The following is a 17175-nucleotide window of genomic DNA, read 5'->3' as shown; positions in this document are numbered from 1 at the left end:
GGGCCCAATTGCATCATGGCGGCAGGATCGAGGACACGAGGAGCTGTGTGTACGGCTCGCGCGGATCGTCGAGCACCTGGTCGGTGAGGCCGGTCTCGATCACCCGCCCCTCCTTCATGACTATCACACGATGAGACAGCAACCGCGCCACGGCCAGATCGTGGGTCACGACGATGGCGGCGAGGCCGAGTTCGTTGACGAGGCTGCGCATCAGATCGAGCAGGCGCGCCTGCACGGAGACGTCGAGTCCTCCGGTCGGCTCGTCCATGAACACCAGCCTGGGCTCGGTCACCAGATTGCGCGCGATCTGCAGCCGCTGCCGCATGCCGCCGGAATAGGTCCGCGGCGCATCGTCGATGCGGGCAACGTCGATCTCCACGCGCGCGAGCCAGGACGAGGCGGTCTGCCTGATCTGACCGTAGTGATTCCAGCCGACCGCCATCAGCCGCTCGCCGACATTGGCGCCGGCGGAGACCGCCATGCGCAGGCCTTGCGTCGGGTCCTGATGGACATAGCCCCAATCGGTGCGGAACAGAAAACGGCGCTCCGCCTCGCCAAGGCCGGCAAGATCGCGCAGCACCCCGTCCCGCATCCGATAGGACACGCGGCCCAACGTCGGAGCCAGTTGCGCCGACAGCATCTGCAGGAGTGTCGATTTGCCCGAGCCGGACTCGCCGACGATGGCGAGCACCTCGCCGGGATAGAGCACGAAGGAGACGTCGCGGCAGGCTGCCAACCGGCCGTAGCTCTTCGCAAGCCCTTCGGCGACGAGCAGCGGCTGATCGGACGCGCTGATCATCTCAGCCATGGGCGCTCTCCTTGTGCGGGGCGGCGCTCTGCTCGCCACGATGTCCGGACGCCTGGCGGCCCTCGCAGTAATCGGTGTCGGAGCAGACGAACATGCGGCTGCCCTTGTCGTCGGTCACGATCTCGTCCAGGTAGGAATCCTCCGCGCCGCACAGCGCGCAGGGTGCATCGAACTTGTAGCGCGTGAACGGATGGTCCTCGAAATCCAGCGAGACGACCGGCGTATAGGGCGGAATGGCATAGATTCGCTTCTCGCGTCCCGCACCGAACAATTGCAGCGCCGGGCAATTGTCCATCTTGGGATTGTCGAACTTCGGCGTCGGCGACGGATCCATCACGTAGCGCGCATTGACCTTGACCGGATAGGCGTAGGACGTCGCGATGTGGCCGAAGCGTGCGATGTCCTCATAGAGCTTGACGTGCATCAGGCCATATTCGGCCAGCGCATGCATGCGGCGGGTCTCGGTCTCGCGCGGCTCGAGAAAGCGCAGCGGCTCCGGGATCGGCACCTGATAGACCAGCACCTGCCCCTCGTGAAGCGGCGCCTCGGGAATGCGATGCCGGGTCTGGATCACGCTCGCCTCTTCCGTCGACGTCGTGGTCGCGACGCCCGCGGTCTTGGCGAAGAATTTGCGGATCGAGATCGCATTTGTCGTATCGTCCGATCCCTGATCGATGACCTTGAGCACGTCGTCGGGACCGAGAATGGCGGCGGTGACCTGCACGCCGCCGGTGCCCCAGCCATAGGGCATCGGCATCTCGCGGCTCGCGAACGGCACCTGATAGCCGGGAATCGCGATCGCCTTCAGGATGGCGCGACGGATCATCCGCTTGGTCTGCTCGTCGAGATAGGCGAAATTGTAGGTCGGCGCGTTCATTCCGCAGCTTCCTTCAATTCGGGAGCGGCCTTGGCCTCGGTGAACTCCTGGCGCAGCTTGCGCAGCAGTCCGAGCTCGGACTGGAAGTCGACATAATGCGGCAGCTTCAGATGCTCGACGAACCCGGTCGCCTGCACGTTGTCGGAGTGCGACATCACGAACTCCTCATCCTGCGCCGGCGCGACCATGTCCTCGCCCAGCTCGCGTGCCCGCAAGGCGCGGTCGACGAGGGCCATCGACATCGTCTTGCGCTCGCCCTGGCCGAAGGCGAGGCCATAGCCGCGCGTGAAGCACGGCGGCTCGGTTGCCGCCCCCTTGAACTGGTTCACCATCTGGCATTCGGTCAGCTCGATCGATCCGAGCGGCACCGCGAACCCGACCTCCTCGGCCGCGAACTCGACCTCGACTTCGCCGAAGCGGATTTCGCCGGCGAAGGGATGGTTGCGGCCGTAGCCGCGCTGGGTCGAGTAGCCGAGCGCGAGCAGAAAGCCCTCATCACCGCGTGCGAGATTCTGCAACCGCAGATCACGATCCGCGGGAAAGCTCAGAGGATCGCGGGTGAGATCGCCGACCGGCGCGCCAACATCGGCTTGCGGCGACGGCTCGATCAGCCCGTCCTGTCCGAGAATGTCGGTGACACGCGGCGTCGGCGCATTCGGCGCCTCGGCACGGGCCGGCGGCTCCGGCTCGCCGCCGGCCGCCAACTGCGGATCGAGCAGCCGATGCGTATAGTCGAAGGTCGGCCCGAGCACCTGGCCGCCCGGAATGTCCTTGAAGGTCGACGAGACGCGCCGCTGCACCCGCATCGCACCGGTGTCGACCGGCTCGGTCGCACCGAAGCGCGGCAGGGTCGCGCGGAAGGCACGCACCAGGAAGATCGCCTCGATCAGATCACCGCGTGCCTGCTTGATTGCGAGCGCCGCGAGCTCGCGGTCGTACAGCGAGCCCTCGGTCATCACGCGATCGACGGCAAGCCCCAACTGCTCGGAGATCTGCGCCAGCGAAAGTTCGGGCACATCGCGATCACCCCGGCGTTCATGCGCCAGCAGCCGGTGCGCGTTCTCGATGGCGCGCTCGCCACCCTTGACGGCAACATACATGCCTCACTCTCCTGCGGAAACGAGTCGGGTCGTTCGCGGGATGGCGACGATGGACGAGCCATCGACCAGCACCACATCGACACCACGCGGAAACAGCTTCTCATTGATCGACAGCCGCTCGAACAGATCGGCGGGTGCCACCGTTGCGCGGAACGATGTCGTCCCGTCGATGCCAGGACCGCGCAGCTTGAACGCCGGCCCTCCGGACAAGCTCGGCACCTGCAGGATCAGCGTCGTCGAGCGATCAGGGTATTCAGCACTGCCGAGCGCGAATGAATTCAGATCAGGCAGCGCTTCGGGGTCCGCCGCCACCGCAAAGCAGGCGAGCGCGGCATCGGCGACGATCGGCGCCCCGGTGTGAAACTTGAGCCAGGCGCCGACCTCGGGCGTGCCGGCGAGCGGCGCATCGAGCCAGATCGGCGTATCGTGATCGAACAAGGTCAACGCGATCGCGGCAGCACCAGGCATCAACGACGACGGCCGGCCGACATCGCCCTCGACCTGCCGCACATTGCCCGGACGCGCCATGGCCTCCATGACGGTACGGAAGGTCGATTGCGCGGACAGGACATTGTCGGCGAAACCAGGCTGCAGATCGGAAGCGGCAGCAGCCATCAGCCTTCTCCTCGCACCATCGTATAGAAATCGACACGCGTGGCCGCAGCCTCCTCCGCTCGATGCTCCCGCGATGCGCGCATCAGCTCCTGCAGCGGCGCGACCACCTGAGTCTCGACCGATCGCGCATGGCTCGACGACTGGATCATCGCGTCACACAGCGCCATCAGACGCGCCTTGCCGGCATCTCGTCCGAGCACATAGCCGAACCCGACCTCCCCGCTCTCCAGCCGCACCGCGGCGCGCGACACCGTCGCTTCGCCGACATTGAACGGCGCACCATCACCGCCGATCCGGCCCCGCAGCATCACGAGACCATTCTCCGCCGGACGCAGGTCGCGATACTCAGGCAGCGCCAGTCCGTCGAGCCTGGCGCGGATGTCCGCATGCGAGGCATGCGCCAATACCCGCATCGCCGTCCTGCGCCGGTCCTGCATCGCGGTCTCGCCCTCCATCTTCACCCCGAACTTGCTATCGCGAAGTTGTCTATGTTAATAGACAACTTCGTAACGAAGCGCCATGACTGTTTGATGACATGGGCGTGATTTTCAGGTCTCGCAGCGGAGAACCGCAGATGAGCATGCAGGGCGCCGACTCGGGCGTGGCACTGTGGCGCCGGGTGGCCGACGGCATCGAGCGCGACATCGCCGACGGCCGCTTCGCGGCCGGCACCCGCCTGCCCGGCGAGACCGAGATCGCCGAAACCTACCGCGTCAACCGTCATACGGTGCGTCGCGCGCTCGCGACCTTGGCCGAGCGCGGCCTCGTGCGCGCCGAGCGCGGCAGCGGCACTTATGTCGAAGCGCCTCGCCTGTCATATCCCCTGAGATCGCGAACCAGGTTCTCCGAGATCGTGGGCGCCGGCGGGCGCGAGCCGCGCGGACAGTTGATCGCAGCGTCCGAAGAGTCGGCGACGCGCGAACTCGCGCACGAGCTCCGACTGAAGACGGGGGCGCCGCTGGTCCGAATCGAGGCACTGCGTCTTGCCGACAAGACCCCCATCTGCGTCAGCACGTCCTGGCTGTCGTCCGAGCGATTTCCCGAGGCCGGCCACATCTTCGCTTCGCTCCGCTCGATGACGGCGCTGCTTGCGCATTACGGCATTCGCGACTATCGCCGCGGCGCGACCAGGATCACGGCGGCCATCGCCGACGCGAGCGACGCCGCACGGCTCGACCTCGCGCTGGGCCGTCCGGTGCTGGTGGTCGACAGCACCGACATCGATGCCGATGGGACGCCGCTGGTCAGCAAGCGCTCGCGTTTCGCGGCGGAGCGCGTGACGTTCGAGGTCGAGAGCTAGACCAGACCCCGCCGCCTCGCTTCGTTCTTGCGCGCTCAGTCGATGAGCGTGCCGTCCTGATTGAAGAACGGATGCGGCCCGTCGAAATCCCCGATCGGCACCTGATGCGTGACGACCGTTCCAAATCCCGGTCCTGGAAACCAGGCATGAAGGTGAAAGGCCGGTGGCTCGATCCGGAAGGATGGCGGGCGAAGCTCGGCCAGGTCGAGCGCGACGGCATGGTTCGGTGCCGGGCAGATCGTGCAGGGGATGCCCGCAAACCGGGTCAGCGTCGCGCGATGAACGTGACCGCACCCGATCAGTTGCACCCGCGGATGGCGCGTGAGGACGGCCGCGAGATCGTCGGCGTTGCGCAGGTTCTGCCGGTCCATGTGCCAGATGCCAGTGGCGAACGGCGGGTGGTGCAGAAACAGCAGGGCCGGCCTTTCGCTGGATCCGGACAGCGCGGCGTCGAGCCATTGCAGACTCGCTTCATCGAGCTCGCCATGCGGATGGCCGGGCACGCTGGAATCGAGCAGAAGCAGATCGAGATCGGCCAACTCCACGCACCGGTTCAGCGGACCGGTGGGCTGACCATGCAGAGCGTCCGGAAACGCCGCGCGCATCAGCTCGCGTGAATCGTGATTGCCGGGCACGGCGACGAATGGAGTTTCGAGCTCGGCGAGAAGATCCTTGAGATGATCGTACTCGGCCGACAACGGCGTATCGACGAGATCGCCGGAGATCACCACCAGATCGAGCTTCGGCTCGAACCGGTTGAGCTCCGTGATGCAACGGGTCAACGCGCGCGCCGTATCGACGCGGCAGTAGGCGAGCCGGCCGGGCGCCTTGATGTGCAGGTCGGATATCTGGGCGATGACGACGGGGCTCTTGGTCATCAGCAGATCAGCCTTTCTCCGGCAACAGCCGAATGGAGTCCGGTGCAATCCGCAGGCCGATCCGCTCTCCCGCAGCGACACTGATCGAATTCGGCGCGTCCACGGTCAGTGCAATTGAGGCGGCGTCGCGGACGATGATCCGCTGCCGGTCGCCGACAAAGCGGACGCTGTCGACGACGCCAGTCAGACTCGATGCCGCGGCATCGACGATCCCGATCGTTTCCGGCCGAACCATCGCCACCGCCAGGTTACGTGGACCGGGATCGGCGATCGGCTGCCGACCTCCCGGCAGAACGAGCTGGGCGCCGTCGATCGGCGCCTCGATGATGTTGGCCGCGCCGACGAACTCCGCGACGAATCGATCGGCGGGCGAGAAATAGATCTCGCGCGGCGTCCCGATCTGGGCGATGGCGCCCTTGCGCATCACGACGATGCGGTCGCCGAGCTCCATGGCTTCAGCCTGGTCATGCGTGACGTAAATCGCCGTGATGCCGAGCATGCGCAACAGGCCGTTGAGCTCGCCGCGCAGGCGCTCTCGCAAGGCCGCATCGAGCGCGGTGAGCGGCTCGTCGAGCAGCAGCACGCTCGGCCGTATCGCGACCGCGCGCGCCAGCGCGACGCGCTGGCGCTGGCCGCCCGAGAGCTGATCGATCCGCCGATCTTCCAGGCCGGCGAGGTTGGTCAGCGTGACCAGCTCCGCGACCCGCACGGCGCGCTCCGGCTTGGGCACGCCGCGGATCTTGAGCCCGTAGCCGATATTGTCCGCGACGGTCATGTTGGGGAACAGCGCGTAGGATTGAAACACCATGCCGACATTGCGCTTCTCGATCGGCTGCCTCGTCAGATCCTTGCCGCCGAACAGCACGCGCCCGCCCGCATCGGGTGTTTCGAGCCCGGCCACGATCCGCAGCAGCGTGGTCTTGCCGCAGCCGGACGGCCCCAACAGCACCAGCGTCTCGCTCTGCGCGATGTCGAGCGTGGCGCGCGCGAGCGCGCAGGTCCCGTCGGCAAAGGTCTTGCCGCAATTCTCCACCTTGAGAGCGGCTCCATGCCGGGTCATCGTGCTCACCTCAGGCTTCCTCTCTCGCCGATCCATTGCATGGCCACCAGCAGCGGGATGATCATGACGAAGAAGATCAGCGTGTAGGCGGACGCGACCTCGAGCCGCATCGATGCGTAGCTGTCGGCGAGGCCGACCGGCAATGTCTTGGTCAGCGGCGTATGCAACATCCAGGTCAGGTTGAACTCTCCGAGAGATAGTGTCACCACCATGAGGCTGCCCGCCAGGATGCCGGGCGCGGCGTTGGGAACGATGACGTCGATGAAGCGGCGCCATGGCGCGGCTCCGACCGATGCGGCACCTTCGTCGAGCGACTTCACGTCGATCGTCGAGAACACCGCCATGACGGACCGCACCATGAATGGCATCGTAAAGATCACATGGCCGGCGAGGATGAACAGCCATGAACGGCGGAAGCTTCCCGCCCCGCCATAGGTGAGCAACAGCGCGAGCGCGATGGCGAGCCCGGGAATCGCGAGCGGCAAGGTGATGATTTCCTCGACCAGCCGCGCCAGCCGTCCGCCGCGAACGTACAGCGCATAGGCAGCGGGAACACCGACCACGAGCGTGACCGCCAGCGTGCCCAGCGCGATCAGGATCGATGCCATGATCGTGCCCGCGTAGAGCTCCCAGACCTGGGCCACCCACTGCAGCGTCACGCCGGATTGAATGCCGCGGAAGTAGTTGACGGTCACGCCCGCGGCGATCGAAAGGCCGGCCGGCACGGCCAGGAAGGCGGCGACCAGCAGTGTGAACAGCAGTTGAAGGATGAAGATGGCTCTATCGCGCACGTGCCTACCCTGCCGCTGCCACCGAGCTGCCGGCGAAGGAGCGCGCCAATGCGAGCATCAGCCAAGTCATCAGGCCAAGGCCGACCGAGAGCGCCGCCGAGGTGGCCAGGTTTCCGGCCAGCGTGAATTCCGTGTAGATCAGCATCGGCAACACGTCGATGTTCGTGGCCAAGGTGAATGCCGTTCCGAACGCGCCCATCGCCGTCGCGAACGCGATTGCGCCGGATGCGATCAGCGCCGGGGTCAGTGCCGGCAGAATCACGTCGCGCAGCACGGCCCAGGGGCTTGCGCCGAGCGATCGGGCTGCCTCCTCCAGACCGGGGTCCAGCTTCTGCGCGGCAGCCATGATCGTGAGGATCACCCGCGGAATCGAGAAATAGAGATAGCCGAGGAACAGCCCGTAGATCGAATAGGCGAATACGAGCTTGTCGCCGGTGAGCCGGGACGAGACCTCGCCGATCAGCCCCTGACGGCCAGCCAGAAGGATGATCATGAAGCCGACCACAACGCCCGGAAAAGCGAGCGGAAACGTCAGGATCGCAACCAGGATCGCGCGGCCCGGAAACCGGTGACGCTGCAGAAACAGGCCGGCGATCGTCGCGATGATCAGGGTCGCGATCGTGGTGGCCGCCGCCAGCGCCAGCGTGTTGAGGAGAGTCGTGCGGTAGCGCGGTTCGAGAATGATCGCGAGATATTCGGTCAGACCGTGCGGTCCCTCGGCGCCGGTCGCGAGCAGCCTCGCCATCGGCAACAGGAAGAATGCCGCGGTGACGGCCGCCAGGGGCAGCAGGCAGAGCCGGACGAAGGATTTGTGCGACATGTGATCAAGTGCACCTCCGCCGGATCGTCTCCGGCGGAGGCGCGGTGCTCCTTCAGCGGACTTCGGACAGATAGCGATCGACAAAGCCCTTTTGCGCAGCTTCCATATCGCCCCAGTTCACGCTCTTGGCGCGGGCGTAGTCGCTGTCCGGCAAGAACTTGTTCTTCACCGAGTCCGGCAGCTCGATCGGGCGCGCCGGACGCAGATAGGCATTGGTCCAGATCGCCTGCCCCTTGTCGGAGAGCAGATAGTCGATCACCTTCTTCGCCTTGTCCTTGTCGGGCGCGTTCTTCACAAGGCCGACGACATAGGGAAAGACCACCGAGCCTTCGCAGGGAATCACGAACTCGAAATTGCCCTTCTCGGTATATTTCGCGCGGTAGGCGTTGAAGTCGTAGTCGAACAGGATCGGGATCTCGCCCGAGACGACACGCGCATAGGACGTCTGCTTCGGCACGATCGGATCGTTCTTGCGCAGATCCTTGAAGAACGTAAGGGCTGGCTCGAAATTGGCCTGCGAACCGCCGAGCGCGAGGTTGACGGCAACCGCGCCGACATAGCCGACGGCCGCAGAGCTCGGATCGAGGTAGCCCACCATGCCCTTGTAGTCGGGTTTGAGCAGGTCCTTCCAGCAGGCCGGAACGGGCTTGCCGCCGAGCGCGTCCTTGTTCACGAACAGGCCGAGCGTGCCGGAGTGGATCGTGGTCCAGTAGCCGTCCGCATCCTTCAAGCCGGCGGGGACCTGATCCCAGTTTGCGGGCTTGTAGGCCTCCAGCGCGTCCTGCGTCTTCGCCTTCATGCCGAAGGTGACGCCGAAATAGCCGATGTCGCCGACCGGATTGCTCTTCTCGGCGAGGATCTGCGCAAGCGCCTGGCCGGAGTTCTTGTTGTCGTGTGGAATGTCGTAGCCGAGATCGGTCTTGATCGCCTTGAGCATCGAGGCCCAGTCGGCCCATTCCGGCGGGCAGTTGTAGCAGATGACGTCCGCGGCCTTGGCCGGCTGCCATGATGCGGCAACACATAGCGCGAGCAGCGCGAGAACGAGGCGAGTGAGCTTCATGAAGACGGACTCCGTATGTCCTGGCATGGCAGCCAGTTCCGGAGCTTCCCCTAAAGGCGGCACATGAAGGATTTGCGACAGTCGGTGCAGCACACACAGCCGGCACCGCATCCTGATCGTTCGTAGGCGAACGATCGCAACCTTCGGATGCCACTCCGGTCAGGCGATGACGCGGCGGCCGATGATCGCAAAGCGCAGCTTGCCCGAGATCCAGTCGATCACAGCCACCGCCACGAGGATCATCAGGATCAGGAACGACACTTTCTGCCATTCCAGCACGCGGATCTGCTCCGCCAGCTGCAGCCCGATGCCACCGGCGCCGACGATGCCGATGATGGTCGCCGAGCGCGTGTTGGATTCGATGAAGTAGAGCACCTGGCCGGCAATCACGGGAAGAACCTGCGGCAGCAGGCCGAAGCGGATCTCATGCAGCGGGCTGCCGCCGGCGGCGCGAACGCCCTCGACCTGCCGCCGGTCGGCGCTCTCCATCGCCTCCGAGAACAGCTTGCCGAGCGCTCCGAAATCCGAGACCGCAATCGCCAGCACTCCGGCGAACGGCCCGAGGCCGACGACATTGATCCAGACCAGCGCCCAGATCAGTGTGTCGACGCCACGAATGGTGTCGAACAGGCGACGCACCGGAAAACGGAAGATCGCCGACGGGATGATATTCCTGGCTGCAAGCAGGCTGACCGGAAGAGCGAACACGGCCGCCAAGGTGGTGCCGAGCACCGCGATCGAGAGCGTCTCGCCGAGCGCCTTGAGATAAATCGGAAGCGATGAGCCGGGATCCGGCGGCAGCATCATCCGCGCGATCCAGCCGAGCTGGCCGAGGCCGGACAGCATCCGCGACGGCGAGAAGTCGAGATCGACCAGACCGAAGACGAAGATCGCCACGGCCAACGCCAGCACGAGCGGCGTTGCAAGGCGTGCGGATAACGGCCGATTGAAGATCTGCGGATAGCGCTCGGCGAGCTGCTTCGGGTCGGGTGAGCCGGAGATACTCATGTGCGGGCCTCCGAGCCGAACAGGCGGCCGCGCAGCCAGCCGGTACCGATGTCGATCAGGAACACGGTGACCACGATCATGACAAGAATGGCGCTGACGTCGGAATAGTAGAACTTGCGGATCGCGACCACGAGCTCCTGGCCGATGCCGCCGGCACCGACGAAGCCCATCACGGACGCCTCGCGCACGTTGATCTCGAAGCGCAGCAGCGTGTAGCTGGAGAAGCCGGCGATGACCTGGGGCAGCACGGCAAAGCGCATGCAGGACAGCCAGCTCGCGCCGGTGGCGCGCACGCCCTCGACCGGCTTCATGTCGGCGTTTTCGACGACCTCGGAGAACAGCTTGCCGAGCGCACCGCTCGAATGAAGGGCGATGGCGAGGACGCCCGGGATCGGCCCAAGCCCGAAAGCAATGACGAAGATCAGCGCGAACACGACGCTCGGAACGGTGCGGGCGAATTCCAGGAGCCGGCGCACCGTGAAGCGGATCCACGGCGCGGGCGAGGTGTTCTCGGCGGCGAGGAAGTTGAGACCGAATGCGACGAGCATTCCGGCCGTCGTGCCGACGTAGCTGATCAGCAGCGTCTCTGCCAGAAGCTTGATCCACTTCTTGAAGCCCCAGAACCATTCGGGCAGATTGGTCCAGACCCGCTGCCCGTCGTCGAGCGTGAAGATGCGATCGAAGTAGCTGATGAAGTTGCCGAAGTAGGTATAGAACGTCCGCAGATTGACCTCGGCACCGATGGCCGCGGCGAAGAGCACCGCCAGGAATACCATGGCGGACAGGGCAAGACGCAATCGACGGCGCGAAACGGCCCGCCGATAGGTCTCGTTCAGAGCCGCAAGCTGCTGGCTCGGAAGGATCGAAACGGCAACAGCCATCGGCTTCGTGCTGCTCTTGGTTCGGACGTGTGAGGGATTCTTCAACGGACGAGCCGGGCCCCACGAGACCCGGCTCACCATCGATGGATCGTCGATCAGGACGCCTTCTTGCGCAGGCTGTCGACGAATTTGATCAGGTCGATCGTGCCATCCCAGTCCTTCGTCGTGGCAGGGTGGAAGCCCTTCTTCTGGCCGTCGGAGAGACGGTCGAAGGCGACCTTGTCCTTGATCGGCGCATCGAAGAAGGCCTTGGCGATCGCCGATTTCAGATCGTCCGGCAGGTCCGTGTTGTAGGCGTAGGGGCCGTTGATGATCGGCGCCGACTTGTGAATGATGCGGAAGTCGTCCTTCTTCATCGGCGAACCGTCAGCGTTCTTCAGCATGCCCTTGGTCAGCATCTGGGCCAACGTCGAATCGTTGTCGCTCGTCCATTGGTTGGCCGCGATGTCGACAGTCCCCTGGGAAAGGGCCAGCACCGCGTTCTCGTGGCTGCCGGTGAAGACAACCTTGCCAAAATACGTCTCGGCGTCGGTCACGCCCATCTTGTTGAGCTCGAAGCGGGGCACGTTGTTGCCCGACGTTGAGTTCGGATCGACGAGGCCGAGATTCTTGCCCTTGAGGTCTTCGACCTTCCGGTACGGGCTGCTCGCCTTGACGAAGAACACCGAATAGTAGCCGGTGCTGCCGTCGGAGTTGATGTCGTTGGCGAAGGCATCGGTCTTGACCCCGGTGAGCCGGGCGCGGGCAAACGACGCCGAGCCATAGCTCGCGATGTGGATGTTGCCGGCGCGCTGGCCTTCGATCACGGCCGCATAATCGTTGGCGATACGCAGCGTCACCTTCACGCCCAGCTCTTTCGAGAGATAGTTCACGAAAGGCGTCCAGCGCTCGGTGACACCCGAGGCGTTCTCTGCCGGGACCACGGCGAAGGTCAGCTCAGGATACTTCGCCTTCCAGTCCTCGGCTGACGCCGAGGCCGTGAAAGCCAGCGCAGCGACGCCCGCCAGAACGATGCGACGATTGATCATAACATACCCTCTTGTTGCAGTAAGTAACAGGTCTCGCCCCCGCGCCATGCGGAAGCTCGAGCTTGCAGAAATCCGCGTCTCAGGCCACGGCCGCTTCGCCGAGTACCGGCACCGTTGCCGCCGGTGCCGGATGGATCGAACCCATCACCTCGTCCGCCTCGAGATCGTAGAGTTCACGTGCGATCTGCGCCGTCAGCGCCGACGGCACGTCGTCGAACACGATCCGTCCGGTCGCCATGCCGATCAGGCGATCGCAATAGCTGCGCGCCAGATCGAGCGAATGCAGATTGCAGACGACGGTGATGCCGAAATGCTTGTTGATGCGCAGCAACGCGTCCATCACGACCTTGGTGTTACGGGGATCGAGCGAGGCGATCGGCTCGTCTGCGAGAATGATCTCGGGGTTCTGCACCATCGCGCGCGCGATCGCGACGCGCTGCTGCTGCCCGCCCGAGAGCTGATCGGCGCGCTGCGCTGCGAGGGAGGCCATGTCGAACTGCTCGAGCGCGGACAGCGCCATGGCGACATCCTCCGCCGGCCAGAGCTGCGCCAGAGAGCGCCACGACGGGATTTCGGCGAGCCGCCCCATCAGCACGTTCGTCAGCACGTCCAATCGGCCGACCAGATTGAACTGCTGGAAGATCATCGCGGAGCGCGCGCGCCACTTCCGCAGGTCACGGCCGCGCAGCGCCGTCACGTCGAGATCCTTGAAGAGGACGCGCCCGCCGCTCACCGGGCTCAGACGATTGATGGACCGCAGCAGGGTCGACTTGCCGGCGCCGGAACGCCCGATCACGCCGACGAAGCTGCCCGGTGCAACAGAGAAGGATGCGTTGTCGACTGCGGCTTTCATGCCAAAACGGCACGTCAGGCCATCCACCACCAGCATTGAATTCTCCAGACGCCTCGCTTCGGCCTATCGCTAACGTTTGGATTCTACAGTTATGTGACAGCGACACTGCAGCGCCACACCCGTCCACATGCCGGTCACAGTCATGCAGATGTCACGCCTCTGTCATAGGGGAGATCCAACACCCTCACAGGCGTAGAGACGGGACGCAAGATGGCCGGCAAGTCGCTTTCGATTGAACCTACCGTTGACCCTTCGGCCAAGCTCCAGGACGTGACGCTCGGCGCCTATTGCGAGATAGGCGCCCGCACCATCCTGCAGGAGGTGACGATGGGCGACTACTCCTACGTGGTCAACGATTCCCAGATCACCTACACGAGGATCGGGAAGTTCTGCTCGATCGCGGCGATGACCCGGATCAATCCGGGCAACCACCCGATGCAGCGGGCGACGCAGGCCCATTTCACCTATCGCGCCAGCGCCTATTTTCCAGGAGAGCCGGACGATGCGGAGTTCTTCGCCTGGCGGAGAGAGCATCATGTCCAGATCGGACACGATGTCTGGATCGGCCATGGCGCGATCGTGCTGCCGGGCCGCAACATCGGCACCGGCGCGGTGGTGGCGGCTGGCGCCATCGTCACCAAGGACGTTCCGGCCTATACCATCGTCGCCGGCAATCCGGCGCGTCCGATCAAGCGCCGGTTTCCGCACGAGGTCGAGCAGCGGCTGCTGGATCTGGCGTGGTGGAATTGGAATCACGAGGCGCTGCGCGCGGCGCTGCCGGATTTCCGCAAGCTCGCGATCACCGCGTTTCTCGACAAATACGAGGCTGCCCTCGACGCGCGCGTCGCGGTGCGGCAGAGTGCCGCCCCATGACCGATATCTCCATCTCGCGGGGCCGCTGCCTCGTCGATACTGACCTCGTCGACACCTCCTTGATTATATCCGGCGGCATTGTCGCCGGCGTCGGGACACCGGGACGCCGGTCGGGTCTCGAACTCGATGCGGAGGGACTCACCGTGCTCCCCGGCATCGTCGACATTCACGGCGATGCGTTCGAGCGCCAGATGATGCCGCGCGCCGGGGTCGATTTCCCGACTGACGTTGCGCTGATCGACAGCGACCGCCAGGCCATCAGCAATGGCATCACCACGGTCTTTCACGCGACGACCTGGTCGTGGGAGCCGGGCCTGCGCAGCGCCGACAATGCGCGGCGCCTGCTCGAATCGATCGAAGCGCTGCGCCCGCGGCTCGCAGCCGACACGCGCTTCCATCTGCGCCACGAGACCTTCAATCTCGACGACGAGGAGGAGATCGGGTGGTGGCTCGCCGACCGGCGCGTCGACCTGTTCGCCTTCAACGACCACATGGATTCGACGGTGGCGAGTCTGGACAAGCCGCACAAGCGCCAGCGCATGGTCGACCGCACCGGCCTGCCCGGCGCGGAGTTCGACCAGTTGGTCGCGCGCGTCGCCTCTCGCGCCGATGCCGTTCCGGCCTCGATCGCGCGGCTGGCCGAGATCGCTCGCACGGCTGGTGTCCGTATGCTGTCGCACGACGACGACAGCCCGGCCATGCGCAAGGCGTTTCGCAGCCAGGGCGTGACCATCGCAGAGTTTCCGGTCAACGAGGAGACTGCGCGCGAGGCCGCCCAGGGCGGCGACGCCATCGTATTCGGCGCGCCCAACGTCGTCCGTGGCGGCAGCCATACCGGGTGGACGAGGGCCAGCGACATGATCGCCAAGGGCCTCTGCTCGGTGCTGGCCTCCGACTACTACTATCCCGCACCGTTGCTGGCAGCGTACCGGCTCGCGGCCGAGGGCGTTCTCCCGCTGGCGCGCGCCTGGGATCTGATCTCGGGCAGCCCTGCACGCGCAGCCGGGCTGGCAGACCGCGGCACGCTCGCTGAGGGCCGCCGCGCCGATATCATTCTGGTCGACGACCGCGTGCCGTTGCGCCCCCATGTCGTCGCCGTGATCGCGTCCGGCCGGCTGGTCTATCTCACCGAGACAGACCGGCTGAACGCCCGGCCGGCGCGTGTCATGGCGGCGGAGTAGCGAACCATGGCCAATCTTCTGCGCTATGCGATCTATTATGCTCCACCAGCGACGGCGGATCTGGCGGAATTCGGCGCGAGCCTGCTCGGATACGACGCGTGGAGCGGCGATGACCGCAGCTTTCCGAGCGAGATCGTCCGCGCGCTTCCAGACTGGGCTGAGCTGACCGCAGACCCGCGCAAATACGGCTTTCACGCGACCTTGAAGGCTCCGTTCGAGCTGTCCGATGCGGAGAACGAAGCCGCGCTCCGCAGCGCCTGTGCCGCGTTCGCGGCCACGCCGCGAGCCGTCCCGGCCATCCGTCCGATCGTGGACGCGATCAGCGGCTTCATCGCGATGATCCCCGGCGAGCCGTCGCCGGCGCTGCAACAGCTCGCGGCCGATTGTGTCCAGGCGTTCGAGCCGTTCCGCGCGCCGATGACCGCTGATGATCGCGCCCGCCGCAAGCCGGATCTGCTGACACCACGGCAGCGCGATCATCTCGATCGTTGGGGTTATCCCTATGTCATGGAGGATTTCCGCTTCCACATGACGCTGACCTGCCGGCTGTCCGACGAACGGCGCCGGCCGATCCTGATGATGCTGCAGGAGAGATTCGCGGCACTGTCACTGACAGAGCTCCGGATCGACAGGATTGTGCTGTTCCGCCAGGCCAATGCCCACGAACGTTTCCGCATCATCGGAGACTGGCCGCTCACGGTCGTCCAGGGGGGATAGCGGCGTCAGCTCGGCATGGCCTGCATAGTGCGGCGGCGCCTCGCGGTCGAAGACCGAGAGTGGCGGCGAGATGTCGGCGCGCTCCCGCGGCAGGGCTCCCCATCCTGCCGCGAGCGCGGCTGAGGTCGCGAGAAATCGTCGATCGATCGACAGGCTCGCGCTTGCATTTGGTGCCGAGACAGTTTCGCTCATGGTGATGAACTCCTCCCAGGCCGATGAAAATCTGCGAGGAGACTATGGTCGGGTCATCGCGCAGCAAGGCGAAATAACAGACGCGATCTGCTGAAAAGCTGACAACACTGTGCGCCGTGCGACACCTTGCACCGTGCCGCGGCGTGATCTGCCGACGGCTTGTCGCCTTGCTGCCGCTTAGCGAGTCGCCGTGGTCAAACGTGCATCGCGACGAAGGCGATAATGTCAATTTTGCCACTTCGGCCGCACAAAGAGATTGCACGTCGGGCGTCGTCGAGACCGTCAACACGACGTCGCATGGCGCTTCGACCAAGCGGATATCAACCTCATTTTGCCGTCGCGACGACGCGCGCGCTCCGGCTGTCGCCGCTCGATGTCCGATCGCAATGTCACGAAGCCGACTCTCCAAGCCAGCTCCATCCAAAAGCTCCCCATCGCCACGGCCTCGCACTCGCAGCATGTTGCCGCCAAGTGTCGGGTTTTCGACAATCCACTGATACTAAAAACGAATGGCATATCGCTTGCAATGCACAATGCGCCTCGCTATTGCAGCGCAATAATTTTCTTGGAGTGCCCCAATGCTCGGAATCGGAAGCAAGCTGCCATCGTTTGAAATCGTCGGCGTGAAACCCGGCTTTCATCTTCAGGAGGAGAAGGGCGAGAGCGCCTTCGAGACCCTGACCGAGACCAGCTTCCCTGGAAAGTGGAAGATCATCTTCTTCTATCCGAAGGATTTCACCTTCGTCTGCCCGACCGAGATCGCCGAGTTCGCGCGCCTGGCGAAGGACTTCGCGGACCGCGATGCCGTCGTGCTCGGCGGCTCGACCGACAACGAGTTCTGCAAGCTCGCCTGGCGCCGCGACCACAAGGATCTGCACAAGCTGCCGATCTGGCAATTCGCCGACACCAAGGGCGCATTGGTCGACGGCCTCGGCGTCCGCTCGCCCGACGGTGTCGCCTATCGCTACACCTTCATCGTCGATCCCGACAACACCATCCAGCACGTCTATGCGACCAACCTGAATGTCGGCCGCGCTCCGAAGGATACGCTGCGCGTCCTCGACGCGCTGCAGACCGACGAGCTCTGCCCGTGCAACCGCGAAGTCGGCGGCGAGACCCTGAAGGTCGCCTGA

The 17175-nt window shown here is 64.9% G+C and carries 19 protein-coding genes; 5 read left to right on the top strand and 14 right to left on the bottom strand.

Annotated elements, in window-relative coordinates:
* Window positions 1-13: 13 nt before the first annotated feature.
* The 5 genes from phnK to phnG are packed head-to-tail and all read right to left on the bottom strand — an operon-like array spanning window position 14 to window position 3855.
* Window positions 14-808 (bottom strand): phosphonate C-P lyase system protein PhnK, encoded by a 795-nt coding sequence (gene phnK / locus ACQR1E_RS10415; protein WP_316201801.1) that lies wholly within the window; start codon window positions 806-808, stop codon window positions 14-16.
* Window positions 801-1685, bottom strand: coding sequence for an alpha-D-ribose 1-methylphosphonate 5-phosphate C-P-lyase PhnJ (locus ACQR1E_RS10410; RefSeq protein WP_315752883.1), 885 nt, complete (start codon window positions 1683-1685; stop codon window positions 801-803). Before ACQR1E_RS10410 ends, phnK begins: the two co-directional genes overlap by 8 nt.
* On the bottom strand, window positions 1682-2785 hold the full coding sequence (locus ACQR1E_RS10405; RefSeq protein WP_434897006.1) for a carbon-phosphorus lyase complex subunit PhnI: 1104 nt from the start codon (window positions 2783-2785) through the stop codon (window positions 1682-1684). Before ACQR1E_RS10405 ends, ACQR1E_RS10410 begins: the two co-directional genes overlap by 4 nt.
* Before the next feature lie 3 nt (window positions 2786-2788).
* Complete coding sequence (gene phnH, locus ACQR1E_RS10400) at window positions 2789-3400, bottom strand: phosphonate C-P lyase system protein PhnH (protein WP_316174120.1); 612 nt, start codon at window positions 3398-3400, stop codon at window positions 2789-2791.
* Window positions 3400-3855 carry a phosphonate C-P lyase system protein PhnG gene (phnG, locus tag ACQR1E_RS10395; protein WP_434897133.1) on the bottom strand — a complete coding sequence of 152 codons (456 nt, stop codon included), beginning with the start codon at window positions 3853-3855 and terminating at the stop codon, window positions 3400-3402. The genes phnH and phnG overlap by 1 nt, the downstream gene beginning before the upstream one ends.
* A 119-nt stretch (window positions 3856-3974) precedes the next feature.
* On the opposite strand from phnG, the gene phnF reads away from it, so the two are divergent.
* The gene (gene phnF / locus ACQR1E_RS10390) at window positions 3975-4700 is read left to right on the top strand and encodes a phosphonate metabolism transcriptional regulator PhnF (protein WP_316163546.1); all 726 of its coding nucleotides are present in this window, start codon (window positions 3975-3977) and stop codon (window positions 4698-4700) included.
* Window positions 4701-4735: 35 nt separating this feature from the next.
* Here the strand turns inward: phnF and ACQR1E_RS10385 are convergent, their stop codons facing one another.
* The 9 genes from ACQR1E_RS10385 to phnC form a co-directional block, all read right to left on the bottom strand.
* Window positions 4736-5578 carry a phosphodiesterase gene (locus tag ACQR1E_RS10385; RefSeq protein WP_434897005.1) on the bottom strand — a complete coding sequence of 281 codons (843 nt, stop codon included), beginning with the start codon at window positions 5576-5578 and terminating at the stop codon, window positions 4736-4738.
* Window positions 5579-5585: 7 nt separating this feature from the next.
* Complete coding sequence (locus tag ACQR1E_RS10380; protein ID WP_434897004.1) at window positions 5586-6638, bottom strand: ABC transporter ATP-binding protein; 1053 nt, start codon at window positions 6636-6638, stop codon at window positions 5586-5588.
* A 5-nt stretch (window positions 6639-6643) separates the two neighbouring features.
* Window positions 6644-7429: an ABC transporter permease gene (locus ACQR1E_RS10375; RefSeq protein WP_315810534.1), complete on the bottom strand. Its 786-nt coding sequence runs from the start codon at window positions 7427-7429 to the stop codon at window positions 6644-6646.
* A 4-nt stretch (window positions 7430-7433) separates the two neighbouring features.
* Window positions 7434-8249, bottom strand: coding sequence for an ABC transporter permease (locus tag ACQR1E_RS10370; protein WP_315713039.1), 816 nt, complete (start codon window positions 8247-8249; stop codon window positions 7434-7436).
* 52 nt (window positions 8250-8301) lie between these two features.
* Window positions 8302-9309 carry an ABC transporter substrate-binding protein gene (locus tag ACQR1E_RS10365; RefSeq protein ID WP_315752875.1) on the bottom strand — a complete coding sequence of 336 codons (1008 nt, stop codon included), beginning with the start codon at window positions 9307-9309 and terminating at the stop codon, window positions 8302-8304.
* Window positions 9310-9468: 159 nt separating this feature from the next.
* Window positions 9469-10317 (bottom strand): phosphonate ABC transporter, permease protein PhnE, encoded by an 849-nt coding sequence (gene phnE / locus ACQR1E_RS10360; protein ID WP_434897003.1) that lies wholly within the window; start codon window positions 10315-10317, stop codon window positions 9469-9471.
* Window positions 10314-11198: a phosphonate ABC transporter, permease protein PhnE gene (phnE, locus tag ACQR1E_RS10355; RefSeq protein WP_316191417.1), complete on the bottom strand. Its 885-nt coding sequence runs from the start codon at window positions 11196-11198 to the stop codon at window positions 10314-10316. Before phnE (ACQR1E_RS10355) ends, phnE (ACQR1E_RS10360) begins: the two co-directional genes overlap by 4 nt.
* A 95-nt stretch (window positions 11199-11293) precedes the next feature.
* Window positions 11294-12226 carry a phosphonate ABC transporter substrate-binding protein gene (phnD, locus tag ACQR1E_RS10350; protein WP_434897002.1) on the bottom strand — a complete coding sequence of 311 codons (933 nt, stop codon included), beginning with the start codon at window positions 12224-12226 and terminating at the stop codon, window positions 11294-11296.
* A 79-nt stretch (window positions 12227-12305) separates the two neighbouring features.
* Window positions 12306-13115 (bottom strand): phosphonate ABC transporter ATP-binding protein, encoded by an 810-nt coding sequence (gene phnC, locus ACQR1E_RS10345; protein ID WP_434897001.1) that lies wholly within the window; start codon window positions 13113-13115, stop codon window positions 12306-12308.
* A 174-nt stretch (window positions 13116-13289) separates the two neighbouring features.
* On the opposite strand from phnC, the gene ACQR1E_RS10340 reads away from it, so the two are divergent.
* From ACQR1E_RS10340 to ACQR1E_RS10325, 4 genes are all read left to right on the top strand, one after another.
* Window positions 13290-13952, top strand: coding sequence for a DapH/DapD/GlmU-related protein (locus ACQR1E_RS10340; protein WP_434897000.1), 663 nt, complete (start codon window positions 13290-13292; stop codon window positions 13950-13952).
* Window positions 13949-15133 (top strand): alpha-D-ribose 1-methylphosphonate 5-triphosphate diphosphatase, encoded by a 1185-nt coding sequence (locus ACQR1E_RS10335; protein ID WP_434896999.1) that lies wholly within the window; start codon window positions 13949-13951, stop codon window positions 15131-15133. The genes ACQR1E_RS10340 and ACQR1E_RS10335 overlap by 4 nt, the downstream gene beginning before the upstream one ends.
* A gap of 6 nt (window positions 15134-15139) precedes the next feature.
* A complete protein-coding gene (locus ACQR1E_RS10330; protein ID WP_316201793.1) occupies window positions 15140-15850 on the top strand; it encodes a DUF1045 domain-containing protein in 711 nt (236 codons plus the stop codon).
* Window positions 15851-16620: 770 nt separating this feature from the next.
* Window positions 16621-17175 carry a peroxiredoxin gene (locus ACQR1E_RS10325; protein ID WP_315713058.1) on the top strand — a complete coding sequence of 185 codons (555 nt, stop codon included), beginning with the start codon at window positions 16621-16623 and terminating at the stop codon, window positions 17173-17175.

The organism is Bradyrhizobium sp. HKCCYLRH1030 (assembly GCF_051168395.1).
Taxonomy (GTDB): domain Bacteria; phylum Pseudomonadota; class Alphaproteobacteria; order Rhizobiales; family Xanthobacteraceae; genus Bradyrhizobium.
The sequence above is the reverse complement of the archived record's forward strand: the minus strand, read 5'-3'. Positions and strand labels throughout refer to the sequence as shown.

Coding starts and splice junctions, on each gene's coding strand:
- ACQR1E_RS10370 (WP_315713039.1), bottom strand. CDS start 8,249: ATGTCGCACAAATCCTTCGTCCGGCTCTGCCTGCTGCCCCTGGCGGCC.
- ACQR1E_RS10380 (WP_434897004.1), bottom strand. CDS start 6,638: ATGACCCGGCATGGAGCCGCTCTCAAGGTGGAGAATTGCGGCAAGACC.
- ACQR1E_RS10335 (WP_434896999.1), top strand. CDS start 13,949: ATGACCGATATCTCCATCTCGCGGGGCCGCTGCCTCGTCGATACTGAC.
- phnF (WP_316163546.1), top strand. CDS start 3,975: ATGAGCATGCAGGGCGCCGACTCGGGCGTGGCACTGTGGCGCCGGGTG.
- phnC (WP_434897001.1), bottom strand. CDS start 13,115: ATGCTGGTGGTGGATGGCCTGACGTGCCGTTTTGGCATGAAAGCCGCA.
- ACQR1E_RS10325 (WP_315713058.1), top strand. CDS start 16,621: ATGCTCGGAATCGGAAGCAAGCTGCCATCGTTTGAAATCGTCGGCGTG.
- ACQR1E_RS10410 (WP_315752883.1), bottom strand. CDS start 1,685: ATGAACGCGCCGACCTACAATTTCGCCTATCTCGACGAGCAGACCAAG.
- phnE (WP_434897003.1), bottom strand. CDS start 10,317: ATGAGTATCTCCGGCTCACCCGACCCGAAGCAGCTCGCCGAGCGCTAT.
- phnG (WP_434897133.1), bottom strand. CDS start 3,855: ATGGAGGGCGAGACCGCGATGCAGGACCGGCGCAGGACGGCGATGCGG.
- ACQR1E_RS10385 (WP_434897005.1), bottom strand. CDS start 5,578: ATGACCAAGAGCCCCGTCGTCATCGCCCAGATATCCGACCTGCACATC.
- ACQR1E_RS10330 (WP_316201793.1), top strand. CDS start 15,140: ATGGCCAATCTTCTGCGCTATGCGATCTATTATGCTCCACCAGCGACG.
- ACQR1E_RS10365 (WP_315752875.1), bottom strand. CDS start 9,309: ATGAAGCTCACTCGCCTCGTTCTCGCGCTGCTCGCGCTATGTGTTGCC.
- ACQR1E_RS10340 (WP_434897000.1), top strand. CDS start 13,290: ATGGCCGGCAAGTCGCTTTCGATTGAACCTACCGTTGACCCTTCGGCC.
- ACQR1E_RS10405 (WP_434897006.1), bottom strand. CDS start 2,785: ATGTATGTTGCCGTCAAGGGTGGCGAGCGCGCCATCGAGAACGCGCAC.
- phnD (WP_434897002.1), bottom strand. CDS start 12,226: ATGATCAATCGTCGCATCGTTCTGGCGGGCGTCGCTGCGCTGGCTTTC.
- phnE (WP_316191417.1), bottom strand. CDS start 11,198: ATGGCTGTTGCCGTTTCGATCCTTCCGAGCCAGCAGCTTGCGGCTCTG.
- phnH (WP_316174120.1), bottom strand. CDS start 3,400: ATGGCTGCTGCCGCTTCCGATCTGCAGCCTGGTTTCGCCGACAATGTC.
- phnK (WP_316201801.1), bottom strand. CDS start 808: ATGGCTGAGATGATCAGCGCGTCCGATCAGCCGCTGCTCGTCGCCGAA.